At 64.7% G+C, this 14,873-nt stretch carries 13 protein-coding genes; 8 read left to right on the forward strand and 5 right to left on the reverse strand.

Annotation, left to right across the window (positions count from 1 at the left end; translation table 11 throughout):
- Positions 1–18 precede the first annotated feature (18 nt).
- The gene (locus LHFGNBLO_RS19435; RefSeq protein WP_258600847.1) at positions 19–1,491 is read right to left on the reverse strand and encodes an MATE family efflux transporter; all 1,473 of its coding nucleotides are present in this window, start codon (positions 1,489–1,491) and stop codon (positions 19–21) included.
- 210 nt (positions 1,492–1,701) lie between these two features.
- On the opposite strand from LHFGNBLO_RS19435, the gene LHFGNBLO_RS19440 reads away from it, so the two are divergent.
- Positions 1,702–2,496, forward strand: a complete 795-nt coding sequence (locus LHFGNBLO_RS19440; RefSeq protein ID WP_258600848.1) for a L,D-transpeptidase — start codon at positions 1,702–1,704, stop codon at positions 2,494–2,496.
- 79 nt (positions 2,497–2,575) lie between these two features.
- Here the strand turns inward: LHFGNBLO_RS19440 and LHFGNBLO_RS19445 are convergent, their stop codons facing one another.
- Positions 2,576–4,057, reverse strand: coding sequence for an esterase-like activity of phytase family protein (locus tag LHFGNBLO_RS19445; RefSeq protein ID WP_258600849.1), 1,482 nt, complete (start codon positions 4,055–4,057; stop codon positions 2,576–2,578).
- A gap of 148 nt (positions 4,058–4,205) precedes the next feature.
- On the reverse strand, positions 4,206–4,907 hold the full coding sequence (locus LHFGNBLO_RS19450) for a response regulator transcription factor (protein ID WP_258600850.1): 702 nt from the start codon (positions 4,905–4,907) through the stop codon (positions 4,206–4,208).
- Between the two features lie 444 nt (positions 4,908–5,351).
- Between LHFGNBLO_RS19450 and LHFGNBLO_RS19455 the strand changes: the two genes are divergently transcribed.
- On the forward strand, positions 5,352–7,376 hold the full coding sequence (locus LHFGNBLO_RS19455) for a PAS domain-containing sensor histidine kinase (protein WP_258600851.1): 2,025 nt from the start codon (positions 5,352–5,354) through the stop codon (positions 7,374–7,376).
- Positions 7,373–8,071 carry a response regulator gene (locus LHFGNBLO_RS19460; protein WP_258600852.1) on the forward strand — a complete coding sequence of 233 codons (699 nt, stop codon included), beginning with the start codon at positions 7,373–7,375 and terminating at the stop codon, positions 8,069–8,071. Before LHFGNBLO_RS19455 ends, LHFGNBLO_RS19460 begins: the two co-directional genes overlap by 4 nt.
- A 62-nt stretch (positions 8,072–8,133) precedes the next feature.
- Here the strand turns inward: LHFGNBLO_RS19460 and LHFGNBLO_RS19465 are convergent, their stop codons facing one another.
- Complete coding sequence (locus tag LHFGNBLO_RS19465) at positions 8,134–8,829, reverse strand: hypothetical protein (RefSeq protein WP_258600853.1); 696 nt, start codon at positions 8,827–8,829, stop codon at positions 8,134–8,136.
- A gap of 300 nt (positions 8,830–9,129) precedes the next feature.
- On the opposite strand from LHFGNBLO_RS19465, the gene LHFGNBLO_RS19470 reads away from it, so the two are divergent.
- The gene (locus LHFGNBLO_RS19470) at positions 9,130–9,534 is read left to right on the forward strand and encodes a hypothetical protein (protein ID WP_258600855.1); all 405 of its coding nucleotides are present in this window, start codon (positions 9,130–9,132) and stop codon (positions 9,532–9,534) included.
- Between the two features lie 131 nt (positions 9,535–9,665).
- A complete protein-coding gene (locus tag LHFGNBLO_RS19475) occupies positions 9,666–10,526 on the forward strand; it encodes an ADYC domain-containing protein (RefSeq protein ID WP_258600857.1) in 861 nt (286 codons plus the stop codon).
- 45 nt (positions 10,527–10,571) lie between these two features.
- Here the strand turns inward: LHFGNBLO_RS19475 and LHFGNBLO_RS19480 are convergent, their stop codons facing one another.
- Positions 10,572–11,597 (reverse strand): LacI family DNA-binding transcriptional regulator, encoded by a 1,026-nt coding sequence (locus tag LHFGNBLO_RS19480; RefSeq protein ID WP_258600858.1) that lies wholly within the window; start codon positions 11,595–11,597, stop codon positions 10,572–10,574.
- 197 nt (positions 11,598–11,794) lie between these two features.
- Here LHFGNBLO_RS19480 and LHFGNBLO_RS19485 point away from each other — a divergent pair, with 197 nt between their 5' ends.
- The 3 genes from LHFGNBLO_RS19485 (at position 11,795) to LHFGNBLO_RS19495 (ending at position 14,848) form a co-directional block, all read left to right on the forward strand.
- Positions 11,795–12,829: a Gfo/Idh/MocA family protein gene (locus LHFGNBLO_RS19485; RefSeq protein ID WP_258600860.1), complete on the forward strand. Its 1,035-nt coding sequence runs from the start codon at positions 11,795–11,797 to the stop codon at positions 12,827–12,829.
- Positions 12,829–13,734 (forward strand): sugar phosphate isomerase/epimerase family protein, encoded by a 906-nt coding sequence (locus LHFGNBLO_RS19490; RefSeq protein ID WP_258600862.1) that lies wholly within the window; start codon positions 12,829–12,831, stop codon positions 13,732–13,734. Before LHFGNBLO_RS19485 ends, LHFGNBLO_RS19490 begins: the two co-directional genes overlap by 1 nt.
- A gap of 100 nt (positions 13,735–13,834) precedes the next feature.
- Positions 13,835–14,848: a substrate-binding domain-containing protein gene (locus tag LHFGNBLO_RS19495; protein ID WP_258600863.1), complete on the forward strand. Its 1,014-nt coding sequence runs from the start codon at positions 13,835–13,837 to the stop codon at positions 14,846–14,848.
- Positions 14,849–14,873: the final 25 nt, after the last annotated feature.

Below are 14,873 nucleotides of genomic sequence, written 5' to 3' on the forward strand. Positions count from 1 at the left end.
CATGGTTCCTCCAGTCTTTCAGCCGTTCGGTGTCTCGGGCGCCATGTTCGCGCGCTGGCGCGGCACGCCAAGGCCGGTGTCCGGCGGTTCGCCGGCAACCGGGCGATCCTCGATCATGTGCATGGTGCGCCAGCGGCCAAAGCGATAATAGCCAGCAGCCAGCACCAGCGAGGTGATAGAGCCGGCTGGAAAGCTCCACCACAGCGCTTCTTCGCCGATCACGCTGCGGAGGAAATAGGCGAAGCTGGTGCGCACCAGAAGCACCGAGATCACCAGGATGATCAGCGGCGGCATCACCGCACCAGTGGCGCGCACCGTGGCGAAGAGCACGATGGTGACGCCGAACAGGATGAACGACCACGACGCGACACTGTTGATATGGGTGGCGATGTCGATCGCTGCGCTGTCGCTGCTCAAGAACAGGCTAAGCACCGGGCGGTCGAAAACGGAGAGCAGTGCGACCAGGGAGCCGGTCAGCAGCAGGTTGAAGACCACGCCGGAGGCGGCGATGCGGCCGATCCGGTCCCAGCGTCCGGCGCCGACATTTTGCGCCGCCATCGAGGACACAGCGGCGCCGATGGCCAGAGCCGGCATCTGGATGTAGGTCCAGAGCTGCGCTGCGATGCCGTAGGCGGCGGCAACCTGCGAGCCGTTGGAATTGACCATGCCCATCACCGTCAATGCTGCCGCCGAGATCACGATCATCTGCAGACCCATCGGCACGCCCTTGAAGACGACGATGCGCAGCAGCGCCGGATCCGGCCGCAGCAAGGCCAGATTGGCGCCGGCCAGCCGCAGCGGGTGCTTGCGCGCATAGAGCACGACGAGGATGGCGATCACGCTCACCGTCTGGCCGATCAGCGTCGACATGGCCGATCCGGCGATGCCGAGTTCGGGAAACGGGCCGATGCCGCGGATGAGCAGCGGATTCAAGACGATGTCGAGCACGACGGCCAGCGCCATGAAGACAAACGGCGTGCGCGAATCGCCGGCGCCACGCAGCACCGTCATGACGAAGGACAGCAGGTTCATCATCGGCACGGCGACGAAGATGATGCGCAGATAGGAGCGGGCCAGCGGCAGCGCGTCGGCCGGCGTGCCGAGGGTGCTGAGGATCAGATCGACCCAGATCCAGCCGCAGACCGCGAACAGCACCGAGACGACGAAGAAGAAGGTGGCGCTGGTGCCGACGATGCGCCGGGCTTCGGGCAGGTCACGCGCGCCGACCGACTGCGCAACCAGGATGGTCGCGGCCATGCCGATGCCGAACACCGTGCCGAGGATCAGGAACAGCACCAGATTGGCGTTGGAGGTGGCGGTCAGCGCCGCCTCGCCGAGGAAGCGGCCGACCCAGACGGCGTTGATCGAGCCGTTGAGCGACTGCAGCACGTTGGAGCCGAGCACGGGCAGGGCAAACAGCAGCAGCGTGCGCGGGATCGGGCCGCTGGTCAGGTCGCCGGTTCGCCGGCGCGCAGGCATCTTCTCGTCCATGGCAGGCAACTCGGTGAAGTATCTCTAGTCCGGTCCGCGATGATTGCCGATTTGGCGGGACAGGTCGATGCGACGTCGGAAAATTCTGCCCGGCGTGCCAGAGGCCAATCATGTTCTCAAAGCATCCGGAATGGGATATTGGTCTTGGATGGGTGGGGCCGCATTCCTTACTACATCACTACTACATCTGATGGATAAGCCGGGGGGATCATGTCCGATAGTCCGCTGTTTTCTGAGCGCCTGAACCGGCGCGCGTTTCTCGGTGCATCCGCTTTGGGCGCGGCTTCCGTGGCTCTATCGGCGTGCACCACGACGGACGTCGTCACGCCGCCAGCGGCAGCGCCGCCCCCGCCAAGCGACTCGGCTTTCGGCGCTGCCGCAAGCATGTATGCGGCGCGCGTCGACGAGGGCTATCAACTGCCGGCGATCCCGGTGGCCAAGCTCGATCCAAAGTTCGTGCGCCAGATCGTGCCCGACCCAACCGGAGAAAAACCCGGCACGATCGTCGTCGATACCTCCGAGCACTTCCTCTATCTGGTGCGCGATGGCGGCACGGCTATCCGCTACGGCGTCAGCCTCGGCAAGGCCGGTTTCGAATGGACGGGCAGCGCCGTGGTTCAGGCGCGGAAGAAGTGGCCGGTCTGGACGCCGCCGCCGGAAATGATCCAGCGCCGGCCGGAACTGGCGAAGTACAAGGACGGCATGCCGCCCGGCCCGCAAAGCCCGCTGGGCGCCCGCGCGCTGTATCTGTTCCGCGACGGCAAGGACACGATGTACCGGCTGCACGGCACGCCGGAGTGGGATTCCATTGGCAAGAACGCTTCCTCCGGCTGTGTGCGCTTCATGAACCAGGACATCATCGACCTCTACAGCCGCGTCAACGGCGTCGCGCAGGTCTTCGTGCGCCCGAACCTGTCGGCCGCAGGGAAGATCACCGCCGTGTCGAACAGGACGGCCGAGCCGATCGATGCGGGCGTGCCAAAGGACGCGGAGATGTTGAAGTAAGTGCCTTCACGGCATTGGTGATCGTCGACAACCGGTTTGAAGGCGGACGCGTTCGACGCGTCCGCCTTGAGGGGTGTAGCTAGTTCGTAGCGAGGCTGGGGAGCGTCACCTGGTAGACCAGGAACATGGTGTCGACATCGGCGCCGTCCTCGGCCTTGTAGGGCGCGCCGACCTGGAAGCCGTCCTGGGTGAGGAAGTCGTTGTCGTTGGCGACGAACAGGAAATAGTCGTCGGGCAGCTTCGGATCGAGCACGCTGACCACCGACATCGCCTCCCACTTCTCAGACAGATTGTTCTTGTCGTTCGGCGCGCCGTCATGCAGGCCGAAACGGCCGAGCTCCTTGTTGTCGTTGATGTCGATGAACGGCGTCAGCTTGGCCGGCGTCACCGACGGGTCGAGCACGCCCTTGGGCGCCAGCGGCTTTTCGGCGGCATCGAAGGCGCCGCCGACGATGTCGGTGGCGGCCGAAACATCGACGACAAAGATCTGGCGCAGAAGCGACGTGTCGCCTTTCAGCCCCTGGCCGTTGCCGCTGTCGCGCGCCAGCATCAGGAAGGTCTTGTCGGACAGCGCCACGATCTCGCTCTGCGCGGCAACCTTGGTCTTGCCCTTGTCGTCCTTGAACACCGGGAGCGGCACGACATATTCGTGCGCAAGCTTGAGATGGGCTGGGTCTGAGGCGTCATAGACCAAGGCGCGGGTGTTCTGGCGCGTCGCGCCGGAATCGCCGCCATCCTGCCGGGGCGCCGACTGCAGCACCGCGATGAGGAACTTGCCATCCGGGGTCAGCGCCATGCCTTCGAGGCCCTGGTTGTTCTGGCGGCCGGTCTCGGGGTCCTTCGGATCGGGTTCGGCGGCACCGGGACCAGGATTGTCCGAGGCGAAGTTCGGCGTGCCGTGGCGCATCGGCACCAATGCCGCCGGTGGCTGGGTCGCCGAGAGCAGGTGGCCGTCGGCGGAGAAACGGTAGATGTTGGGGCCGTATTCGTCGGAGATCAACATCGAGCCGTCGGGCAGCCGCGCGATCGCCTCGTTGTCGAGTGCCAGCTTGCCGTTGGCCTCGGGCAATATCGGCATGTCGCCGGCAGCGGCGCGCACGCCGTTGAGCGGGTCAAGGCCGGTGGCATCGGCACCCTTGTCGTCGGTGAGCAGCATGGTGTCGGCGAGCGTTGCCTTGACGCCCGTCTGTTCCTGGCCGGCGGCGGGCGCGGCCCCCGGTGCTACCGGCGCGAACTCGATGCCAATCGTGTTGAGGCGCGGCCGGTAGTCGGTGGTGCCGACGACATTATAGCCACGATCCGGCAGCAGCCAGAGCGAACCCTTGTAGCCGTCCGCGCCATGCGTCCAGCCTGATGTATCGATCGACATGCCGGAGCCGGAGCCGAAGGTCTCGCCAAACTTGTCCTTCTGGTTGGCCGGGATGCGGCCGACGCCGACCAGGCCCTTGTTGACGAAGCTGACGCCGCCGACGGTCGCGGAGTTCTCGGCCAAGGCCGGCGTCAAGGCGGTGAACAGCGCCAGTGCGACGCCGAAAGACACGGTTCGGTGCAGGGTTTTCATGGACATCCTCTTTGTGACAGCCGGAGCGGCCCGAGATTCTGAGAGGCTCCGCGTCGCATCGACGATGCCGCGTATGCCTTTCCGCAAAGCGGTCTAGGACGCGAACATGATACTTGCGTGACAGGGCACACACCGAACCAAGGATAGATCACCGTCGCGGGTACAGGTATCCCACGCCGCGGATCGTCTTGATCAGCTCCGGTTTGGTCGGATCCTTCTCGATCCGGCGGCGCAGCCGGGTGATGCGGCTGTCGATGCTGCGGTCGAAGGGCTCGTCGCCCCTGGGTGGCGCAAGATCGAGCAGTTCGTCGCGACCGATGACCTGCCCGGCCCGGGTGGCGAAGGCCGCCACCAGATCAAGCTCCATCGGGGTCAGCGCCACGGCCACGCCATCGGCGTCTCTGAGGCTTCGCGCGTTTGCATCGAACACATAGGCTCCGAAGGCGAAGTGCCCGGCCGGCAAGATCTCGGCACCGTTCAATCCCTTCGGCCTGCGCCTGCGCAGCACAGCGTCGATCCGTGCCTCCAACTCGGTCGGCGCGAAGGGCTTCACGAGATAGTCGTCGGCACCGACCTCCAGGCCCGCCACCTTGTCGAAGACCGAATCGGCGCTGGTCAGCATGACGATGCCCGTGTCGTGATGCTCACGCAGCCAGCGGGCCAGGCTGAAGCCGTTCTCGCCGGGCATGTTGAGGTCGAGAACGACAAGGTCGGTCTTTGCCGCGGTGATCTCCTCACGCAGTTCGGCGCCGCCGGATGCCGTGCGGACGCTGTAGCCCTTTGCCTGCAGATAATCGGCGATCATGAACGCCACGTCGGTCTCGTCGTCCACGACAATGATGTCGGCCATGCGTTTCCCCGGATGCAAGCGGCGAGCGACCACCTGAGCGTACAGGGCATTCGTCCGGGGTCAACTGCAAGGGTTGCCTTGCCCTGATGTCCGGCTCCGGCTGAAACAATGGCGGTCAGGAAAACTGGCGTCGCGGCATCGTCATGAAACCTCGCCGCGCCAAGGTGCGCGGCAATGCCATCAACGATGCCTAGCCGTCGCGGACGGCCGGCTTGACAGGTCGGGAGCCGTACCATCCACTGGCCATAAGGGAACGGCGCCATCGCGACCGGCGCATCCGTCAGCGGAGATCTCGCCTTGCCGACCCCCTCGAACCCGCCATTGTCCAGGCGTTACGCATTGACGATGGCTACCTGCAGCCTGCCTCTGGTGCTGCTTGTCGCTGGTCTCGGTCTGCATCAGTCATACAGCTGGCAAGCACCGCTTCATCCTTACGCGATCATAATGGTTGGGCTGCTTGTCTTCCTGTTTGCCATGTACAGGATGCTTATGCGCGAGTTTGTCCGTCCGACGGCCATTCAGGGCGCCGACGACGCCGAGCAGGGGCTTGCCCTCGAGGCGCTGGAAGCCAGCGAGCAGCGCTATCGCAGCGTCGTTGAACTGCAGACCGAATTCGTCGTCCGCATGTCGCCCGACGGCTACCTGACCTTCGTCAACGATGCCTATTGCCGGGCATGCCGGATGACGCGTGAACAGCTACTGGACCCGTCCTGGTGCGAACTCGACGTGCTGCCGCCGGACGAGCGGCGCAGGTTTGTCGAGCATCTTGGCCGTCTCACCCCGCAGGCCCCGAATGCCAGCATAGAACTCATCAATGCGATGCCCGATGGCATCAACCGATGGCTGGCGTGGAACGATCACGGCATTTTCGACGACGAAGGCCGGCTGATCGAGGTGCAGTCCGTCGGCCGCGACATCTCCGACCGCGTGTTCGCCGAACAGGCACGCGTCGAGGCAGAGAAGCTTTCGGGGGAGAGGGAGGCGCAGTTTCGCGCCATCGCCGAAGGCGTGCCGCTGCCGATCACCATCTCGGCAATCGAAGGGCCCGAAATCCTGTTCGTCAATGAACCGGCACGCAAGATACTTGGCATCGAGGTTGGCCAGGTCGGAGCAGAAGCGATATCGACCTGGGAAAGCCGTGCCCGGCGCGACGATCTCATGCGGCTTCTGCTGAGAGACGGCATTGTCGACGCGTTCGAAGCCGGCATGACCACCATGCAAGGGTCGAGGATCGATACGCTGGTTTCGGCGCGCCTGATCACGCAGGCCGGTCGTCCCGCCATGCTCGCAGCCGTCACCGACATCACCCGCCAGCGGGAAGCCGATGCGGAGATCGCACGCCAGCGTGAGACGCTGTATCAATCCGAAAAGCTTTCCGCGCTCGGCTCGCTGCTGGCCGGCGTAGCGCATGAACTCAACAATCCGCTGTCCGTCGTCATCGGTTACAGTTCGATGCTGAAGGAATTTTCGACCGACAGCGCGACCGTGGGACGGGCCGACAAGATCCACGCGGCGGCCGAGCGATGCTCGCGGATCGTGCGCACGTTCCTGGCGATGGCGCGCAAGAAGCCGCCGACGAGAGGAACCGTCGACATCAACGAAGTCGTCATCGCCTCGCTGGAACTTGCCGCCTACAGCTTGCGCTCGGCCGGGATCGAGATCCGGACCGAACTGGAGGAAGGACTCGCCAGCATCTGGGGCGACCGGGACCAACTGCATCAGGTCATCACCAACCTGGCGGTGAATGCACAGCAGGCCTTGCTGCAGGTGCCGCATCCGCGGCGGCTGACGATCATCACCACGGGGGAAAACGGCGCCGTCGAGATCGTCGTGGCCGACAACGGTCCGGGCATGTCGGAGACTGTGCGGGCGCGTGCTTTCGAGCCTTTCTACACGACCAAATCGGCCGGCGAGGGCACCGGCGTCGGCCTGTCGGTCTGCCATGGCATCGTGACGGCCCATGACGGCAGCATAGAGCTGGATTCGACCGAGGGCGGCGGGGCACGGTTTACGATCCGGCTTCCGAGCGGCAAGACCGAGGCTTCGGCGCCGGCGACGGCCGGCAAGGCGCCGCCCGCGCCATCGGCGGCCCGCATTCTGGTGGTCGACGACGATGTCGATATTGCCACGATGATCGCCGAGATGCTTAGACGTGATGGCCACGACGTGACCATTGCCGATGATGCGCATGCCGCCCTCAGGGCGATGCGCCACGAAAGGGTCGACCTGCTGATCAGCGACATACGCATGCCCGGCCTCGATGGCCCCGGCCTCTATCGCGCCTTGGAGGAGGTGCGTCCTGGGCTCGCCAGCCGCCTGCTGTTCGTGACCGGCGACACGCTGGCCCCTGAGATCGATCGCTTCATCGGCGAGACAGGCGCGCCCGTCATCGAAAAACCGCTCGATCCGCAAGGCTTTCGCAGGCTGGTGACGGAACGCCTGCGCGCGATGGACGAGGTCGGAGGGTGACCAGGCAGAAATTGCTCATCGTCGACGACGAAGCGCCCTTGCGCGAGATGCTGTGCGACTACCTGCCGCTGCACGGCTTCGACGTGCGAGCTGTTGCGGATGGAGCGGCCATGTGTGCCGAACTCGAGCGCTTCGGTCCCGATCTCGTTATTCTCGACGTCAACCTTATCGGCGAAAGCGGCTACGATCTCGCCCGCGAAATCGCCAAGCGGGGCCGCGCCGGAATCCTGATGCTGACCGCTGTCGGTGATCTGCCGCATCGGCTCGAAGGTCTCGCCGCCGGCGCCGACGACTATATGGCCAAGCCGTTCGAGCCGCGCGAACTTCTGGCGCGCGTCAGGAGCGTTATCCGGCGCCTTGGCGAGGAAGAGCGGGCGCCGGAAAACCGAATCCGTTTCGGCCGCTGCGTCCTCGATATGGATGGCCGCACGATGGTCGATCCTGACGGCGCCGACGTGCAGTTGACGTCGATGGAATTCGACCTTCTGTGCGTGTTCGCGCGTCATCCTCGGCAGATACTGTCGCGCGACCAGCTTTGCCGGCTGGCGCACAACCGCGACCTCGAGCCTGGCGACCGCAGCATCGACATCCGCATCACGCGATTGCGCAAGAAGTTCGAAAGCGAACCGGACGCTCCGGCTGTCCTGGTGACGGTTCGCGGCGAAGGCTATGTCTACGAGCCTGCCCCACGGTGAGGCTTGGCGCCGCTAGAAAAGATTGAGCCCTGGCACGGATCGCCGCCTTTCATCGCCGCGCCTTATGCGACTGGCTTGCGTGCCCTGCGAAATTCTCTTCGCAAGCCCCGGACAGCGTCCCGAACGACAGGAATGGCCCAGCGCGCTGTCGCGGTGGCGATCAGCAGCCCGGCCACCGGATCGATGAAGCGGGCAATGATCGTGCCCTGCCAGATCATGGCTGTTGCGAGCGACGTGACGATGAGCAGGTTAGACGAGAGTTTGTCCGAGAACAGACAGATCTGCGCGCGTGCCAGCGCGGAAGCGGCAAGTGCGTTGCGGGCCTTCCAGCGACGCAGGATCCAGAAGTTGACCGCCGCGTAGGCCAGGTTCAGGTTCATGGCGAGAACGACGCCTGAGCCGTGCGGTTCGACACCGCCGGCCGCGATGCGCTGGACCGCGATGCCGGCGACGACAGCCATCGAAAGGCACATGCCGAGGGCAGCGAGCGCATTGACGAGCGTTTCAGCCAGGGCTGCCCGCCGCTTGCTCATGCCCAGTTTCTTGCTGCCGCTGGCGACAGCCAGGACGGAGACCAGCACCAGCATGTCCATCAGCGTCAGCGCGAGATCGGCGGGGATGGTCAGCGAGGTGGATGTCGCCGCCGCGTATGCGGTCAGCAGCAGGCCCGGGGTGCCCGCCAGCACCGCCAGACGTGCCGTCCGCGCCGCCGTCGCCTCGCCATCCGATTTGTCATTGGTTTTTCGCAGAGGTTGCATCGCCAGAAATCTCCTCGTTTCTGGCGCCACTTGATGATGCAGGGATGTTGCGCGGATTTGCCGATTTGCCGGCTGAAGGTTTCCTTTGTGTCGCCGCGCCGTGTGGGCACCACCATTGTCGGCATTTGAGAGGCATATGGGCGACCGCCGCCTGTCTGCATCAGGCGCTGCGGGCGGATCGCAACAACTGAAACAATTCTGATGAATTCGGCATTCGTCCGAAACAGTCGGCAGCGAAAAGCCGCGCCATGGAGCGAACCCGACGGGATGGCTCCGCTGAAAACGAAAAAGGAAATCACGATGAATCGCCTTATGACCTACATGGCTGCTGCCTCGGCAATGGCTTGCTTCGTGGCACCGGCCGGCGCTGCGGGCCCGGAAGGCTCGAACGGCAAATCGCTGAACGGCCTGAAGCACAATTCGCTGACCAGCAACTCGCTGACCAGCAATGCGATCTTCACGAATGGCCTCGGTGTCTATGCGCTCAACGGCGTGCATGCCGACGGCATCGTTCTTGCGAAAAGCCTCGTCAGGGCCGGCGGCTCCATTGTCGACTCGAACGTGGGCAATTTGCCGGCTGTCCAGAAGAGCAATGCCCAATCGTCGACCGCCAGCAAGCAAAGCAACGACCTTCCGGCTGGCCACAGCGTTGGCGGCGGCGATGGGAGCAACCATGACCGGCCGACCCCCTCGCCAAGGCGTTAGGATTCGGACCCTGCTGACAATGGAACGGATGGCTACGCGCCTTCCGTTCTCAGTCAACGATCGCCGCCGAAAGTGCCGGCTTTTGGCCGCGCTTCATCCACCACTTTCAGGACTGCCGCCAGGAGCCCAAAATGTCACCCCACCGCCTCATCCATTTTGGCCGCCACGTATTGGTCATTGTTGCCACAGCCATTTCCGGTATGGCCGCGCTGCCTGACGCCGAGGCCGGGACCGGACAGGCGATCAGCTCGATCGCCGTTGAAGGCACAAGGTTCGTGGTGACGACGGGAGACGGTCGCGTTGTCCCTCAAGATGATCTCGTCGGCGCCGTCCTGACGATTGGTGACGGACAAGACCGGATGCCGCTGCGCATCGACGCGGTCGAGACCGATCCGAGGAATCCGGATGGCGGGATCATGCTCTACACAATGTCGAGCCGTGACGCGGCTACCGGCCAATGGCGCAACATCTGCGAACCCGACATCGAAGGCCGGCGCATGGGCTTTCCGCTCGCCGGCACCTGGACGCAAGACGGCCGCCATCTGCCATCCGGCACGGCCTTCAGCATTACCTGCACCGGCGGCGCCCAGGCGAAATGCGCGCGTTTTGGCTATCGGCCCTGGGAGAGCTTGCCGGACGGCACGTCGCTCTGGGATCATCATCAGGCGTGTACCCGGATGATCCGCGCCGACTATTGCGGCGATGGCGTCGGTCATACGCGCAACGGGACGCCGATCGTCATCTATGACCGGAACGGCATTCAGCAGGACGAGGCCGCGCCGGGCATGTCGTTCGAAGCGGCATGGGGTGCCGACGGCGCGCTTTGCGTCAACCGCACCAGAATACCCGACGTGCTGACGATGGAGGGACTGGCGGCGATCTGCCCGGGCGTGCAGCAACAGCCGCAGGCAGCGGCATGCGAAAGCCATGCCGGGGCGCTGATCCTGAACCGTTCAATTGATCCGCGAACGGTTCAAGCCGCCGCCAAATAGTCAAACCGCAGAGCGGCCGTGGTGGCGATCGACTGTCCGCGATGATCAATCGCTGTCGCGCGCGACCAACTCCAGCGGCCAGACCTCGCGGATGATGCGCGGACCTTCCGGGCCGGCGAAGGCCGGGATCGAGGCCAGCAGCATTTCAGCCAGCCGCTGTCCCATCGGCTCCAGCGCCGGGCGGAAGGCGGTCAACGCCGGGGAAAAATAGCGGCAGAGCGGTGTGTCGACGATGACGGTCACCGCCATGTCGTGACCGGGCTTGATGCCCATTTCGGCCAGCGCCTTGCAGCCGCCAAGCGCCATCGCGTCATTGTTGAAGATGATGGCGGTCGGCGGGTTCTTGGAGCGCATCACCTGCGGCGTCACCGCGTAGCCGCCCGCCTCGTTGATGAAACCGGAGGCGATCAGTTCGGGGTCGACCTCGATGCCATGCCGCCGTAAGGCTTTGCGATAGCCAGCCAGGAACAGATAGCCGAAATTGAGGTTAAGCGACGGGCGGACGGCGGCGATGCGTCGGTGGCCGCGCGCCACCAGCCTGTCGACCGCATCGGCCCCGGCCTTTTCGAAATCGAGATCCAGCGAGGGATAGGACTTGGCACCGGAGCGGCTGCGGCCGAGCGTGGCGAAGGGGAAGCCGGTCTGGGTGAGATAATCGATGCGCTCATCCTCACGCCGTGTCCAGGCCAACACCACAGCGTCGGCACGGCGCGTCTCGACGACGCGGCGCAGCCGCTCCTGCTGGTAGTCGCCGGGCGCGCCCATGACCACGATCAGGTCGAGCCCGCTTTCGGCGAGCCTGGCCTGCAGCCCGATCAGGAACGGAATGAAGAACGGCTCGCCATATTGCTGGTCGCCCGGATGCGGCTGCAGCATGAAGGCGATCGAATGGGTGGCGCCTTGCCGCAGGCTGCGGCCGGACTGGTTCGGAGAATAGTTCAGCGTCTTGGCTGCCTCGAGCACGCGCTGGCGCGTGTCGGCATTGACGTCGGCGCGGCCGTTGAGCGCGCGCGACACGGTGCCGATCGAAATGTTCAGGTGACGCGCGAGGTCGTGGATACTGGACGCCAATAGACAGTTCTCCCCCTTGCTTGGCTAGCACCGGCAGCCGCTCAGGCCAAGGCGATAAGACGATTTTTGCAAGCGGCCAATTGACATTCTACGCCTTCGGGTGTGTTCTCGTAAACGTTTACGGAAAAACGTTTACGGCCATGCCGTCAATGCCGTGACGATCGGTCTGGAGGGACCGAGCGGAGGAGGAGCGCTGGATGATGGATGTCGTCCTGGTTGGCTGCGGTGCGATGAGCAAGCACTGGCTCGATGCCGTCAGGCAGATCGACGGGCTCAGGATTGCCGGCCTTGTCGACCTCGACGCCGACCGGGCTCGGGCGAGGGCGCGCGAATACGACCTTGCCAGCGCCGTTATTGGAACCAGCCTCGACGCCGTGCTCGATCAAACGAAACCGCAGGCGGTGTTCGACGTAGTTGTTCCCGCCGCCCGGCGCGAGGTTGCGATCTCCGCCTTTGCGCACAATTGCCACCTGCTGACCGAGAAGCCGCTGGCGGACACACCCGACAATGCGCGCGCCATCGTCGGGGCCGCGCGCAGTGCCGGGCGTATCCATGCCGTCGTCCAGAACCGCCGCTATGTCGCCAATGTCAGGCGCATCAGGCGCTTTCTCGATTCCGGCGCCATCGGTGCTGCGACCAGCATCCATGCCGACTTCTTCGTCGCGCCGCATTTCGGCGGTTTTCGCGAGGAGATGGCCCATGTCCTGCTGCTCGACATGGCGATCCACACATTCGACGCCGCCCGCTACATGGTCGCCGGCGAGCCGGCCGGCGTCTATTGCCAGGAATGGGAACCGGCCAATTCCTGGTACCGGCAGGGGTCGTCGGCCAGCGCGGTCTTCGATCTCGGTGGCGGCAAGCGATTCACCTACGCCGGCAGCTGGTGCGCTGCCGGCTTCCGCACCAGCTGGGAGAGCACATGGCGCATCGTCGCCGAGCGCGGCAGCCTGGTCTGGGACGGCGAGGATGGGCTGAAGGCGGAGGTCGTGCTGCCTGTCCGTGACGGCTTGTTCGACCAAACCCAGCCGATCGTCGTGCCGCCGCTCGATCCCGCCGACCGTATCGGCGGTCATCTCGGCATCATCCAGGATTTCGTCCACGCCATCGAAGCCGGCGCCGAGCCGGAAACGCGCGGTGCCGACAACATCAGGAGTCTGGCCATGGTCTTCGGCGCCATCGAGAGCGCCGAAACCGGGCGCCGGGTGGCGATTTCTGCGCAGGAAGGACAATGATGCCAAACCCGCTTCTCGACATCAGAATCGGCACCATGGTGCGGGCCAATCTCGACGACCCGGCCGCCTATATCAAGGCGATCCTGCCGCTCGGCTTCGAGAGCATCCAGCCCTTCTTCTGGCAGACGCTGGGCGGCAAGGACCTGCCTCGGCTCGCCGGCCAAATCCGCGAGGCGATCGGCGATGCCGACGTTACCGTGTCCTCGATCGGCGTGTTCGGCAATCCGCTGGAGAGCGGCGATGTCGATCGCGGCGTGCTCGAGGCCTGGGAAACGGTGATCGACAACGCGCACCTGTTCGGCACCAGCATGGTCAGCGGCTTCACCGGCCGCATCCGCGGCAAGCCGTTGCCCGAAAGCCTGCCGCGCTTCCGCGAAGTCTGGGGGCCGTTGGCCAAACGCGCCGCCGACAAGGGTGTGCGCATCGCCTTCGAGAACTGCGCTATGGACGGCAACTGGGCAAGCGGCGACTGGAACATCGCCCACAATCCGGACGCCTGGGAGCTGATGTTCAACGAACTGCCGGATGACAATCTCGGCCTGGAATGGGAGCCCTGCCACCAGCTCGTCTACCTGATCGATCCGATGCCGCAGATCCGCAAATGGGCGCCGCGCATCTTCCACGTGCATGGCAAGGACGCGACGGTGCGCTGGGACGTGATCCGCGAACATGGCGTGTTCGGCCGGCTACCGTTTGTGCAGATGCGCACGCCTGGCTTCGGCGACAGCGACTGGACACGGGTGATCAGCGAGTTGCGGCTGGCCGGCTACAAGGGCGCCATCGACATCGAGGGCTGGCACGACCCGGTCTATCGCGGCGACCTGGAAATCACCGGTCAGGTGCGGGGGCTGGAGTATCTCAAGCAATGCCGGGGAGGTGCCAGCTACCTGCCGAATCCGGTGTGAGTGCAGGCCGGCGGGAGGTGCCGGCCAGGCAAGATTTGCGGCGCACTGCCGATCGTCGAAAACCCCTCGGCTAGCGAGGAAACAAAGGGAGGATAAGTGCATGAGCATGACGATGAGAAGGACACTTCTGCACTCGACCGTCTTGGCCGCCGCCACGGCGCTCGCCGCTGCAATCTCGACCTTGCCGGCGCAGGCGCTCGACGCCAAGTGGTGCAAGGACGTCCACATCCGCTTCTTCGTCGGCGGCGCCGAAGGCGACGCCTTTGGCACCATCGTCTACAATGGCGCCAAGCAGGCCGAGGCCGATCTCGGGCCGAAGGTCGACTACATCTTCTCCCAGTGGGACGTCGAAAAGATGGTGCAGCAATTGCGCGAAGCGGTCGCGGTCAAGCCCAACGGCATCGCCATGATGGGTCATCCGGGAGATGCGTCGATCATGCCGCTCGCCGAACAGGCGCATAAGGACGGCATCAAGATGATGTATCAGAACGTGCCGGTGCCGAAGGTGACGGCGGCGTTCGGCGGCGGTTATATCGGCGCCCAGCAAGAGCAGCAGGGCCGGGCACTCGGCGCCGAGGCGTTCAAGCTCGCCAAGCTAAAGGCCGGCGACAAGGCGATCATGATCGGTCCGTTCGAGAATGAGAGCCGCGGTGCGCGCGAGCGCGGGACGGTCGCCGCACTCAAGGAAGCCGGCGTCGAGGTCATCCAGCTGTCGTCGCCGCCAAGCGGCGAGTGGGCTTCCGACCCGAATCTCGCCATTCCGGTGATCACTGCGGCCCTGCTCAACAATCCCGATGTCAAGGCGGTCGGCTATCCCGGCGGACAGATGCTCGGCAATGTTCCCACCTACATGCAGGCGGCAGGACGGAAGGCCGGCGATATCTTCAACTTCGGCTTCGACACCAGTCCGCAGATCGTCGAGGGTTTCAAGGGCGGCTGGGTGCAGCTGACGGCCGACCAACAGCCGTTCCTGCAGGGCTATCTGCCGATCCTCAGCCTCTGCCAGCAAGTGGTGCTCGGGCTGGCGCCGATGAATGTCGACACCGGCGCCGGTTTCGTCACGCCTGAAAATTACGAGATCGTCGCCGAACTCGCCAAGCAGGCGCTGCGCTGACCTCCCAAGCCGTCGGCCGGGATCA

The organism is Mesorhizobium sp. AR10 (assembly GCF_024746795.1).
Classification (GTDB): Bacteria; Pseudomonadota; Alphaproteobacteria; order Rhizobiales; family Rhizobiaceae; genus Mesorhizobium.

Bases quoted from the DNA above. Each gene is read 5' to 3' on its own strand.
- LHFGNBLO_RS19450 (WP_258600850.1), bottom strand. From the start codon at position 4,907: ATGGCCGACATCATTGTCGTGGACGACGAGACCGACGTGGCGTTCATG.
- LHFGNBLO_RS19470 (WP_258600855.1), top strand. From the start codon at position 9,130: ATGAATCGCCTTATGACCTACATGGCTGCTGCCTCGGCAATGGCTTGC.
- LHFGNBLO_RS19490 (WP_258600862.1), top strand. From the start codon at position 12,829: ATGCCAAACCCGCTTCTCGACATCAGAATCGGCACCATGGTGCGGGCC.
- LHFGNBLO_RS19465 (WP_258600853.1), bottom strand. From the start codon at position 8,829: ATGCAACCTCTGCGAAAAACCAATGACAAATCGGATGGCGAGGCGACG.
- LHFGNBLO_RS19440 (WP_258600848.1), top strand. From the start codon at position 1,702: ATGTCCGATAGTCCGCTGTTTTCTGAGCGCCTGAACCGGCGCGCGTTT.
- LHFGNBLO_RS19495 (WP_258600863.1), top strand. From the start codon at position 13,835: ATGAGCATGACGATGAGAAGGACACTTCTGCACTCGACCGTCTTGGCC.
- LHFGNBLO_RS19455 (WP_258600851.1), top strand. From the start codon at position 5,352: ATGGTTGGGCTGCTTGTCTTCCTGTTTGCCATGTACAGGATGCTTATG.
- LHFGNBLO_RS19435 (WP_258600847.1), bottom strand. From the start codon at position 1,491: ATGGACGAGAAGATGCCTGCGCGCCGGCGAACCGGCGACCTGACCAGC.
- LHFGNBLO_RS19445 (WP_258600849.1), bottom strand. From the start codon at position 4,057: ATGAAAACCCTGCACCGAACCGTGTCTTTCGGCGTCGCACTGGCGCTG.
- LHFGNBLO_RS19485 (WP_258600860.1), top strand. From the start codon at position 11,795: ATGATGGATGTCGTCCTGGTTGGCTGCGGTGCGATGAGCAAGCACTGG.
- LHFGNBLO_RS19475 (WP_258600857.1), top strand. From the start codon at position 9,666: ATGTCACCCCACCGCCTCATCCATTTTGGCCGCCACGTATTGGTCATT.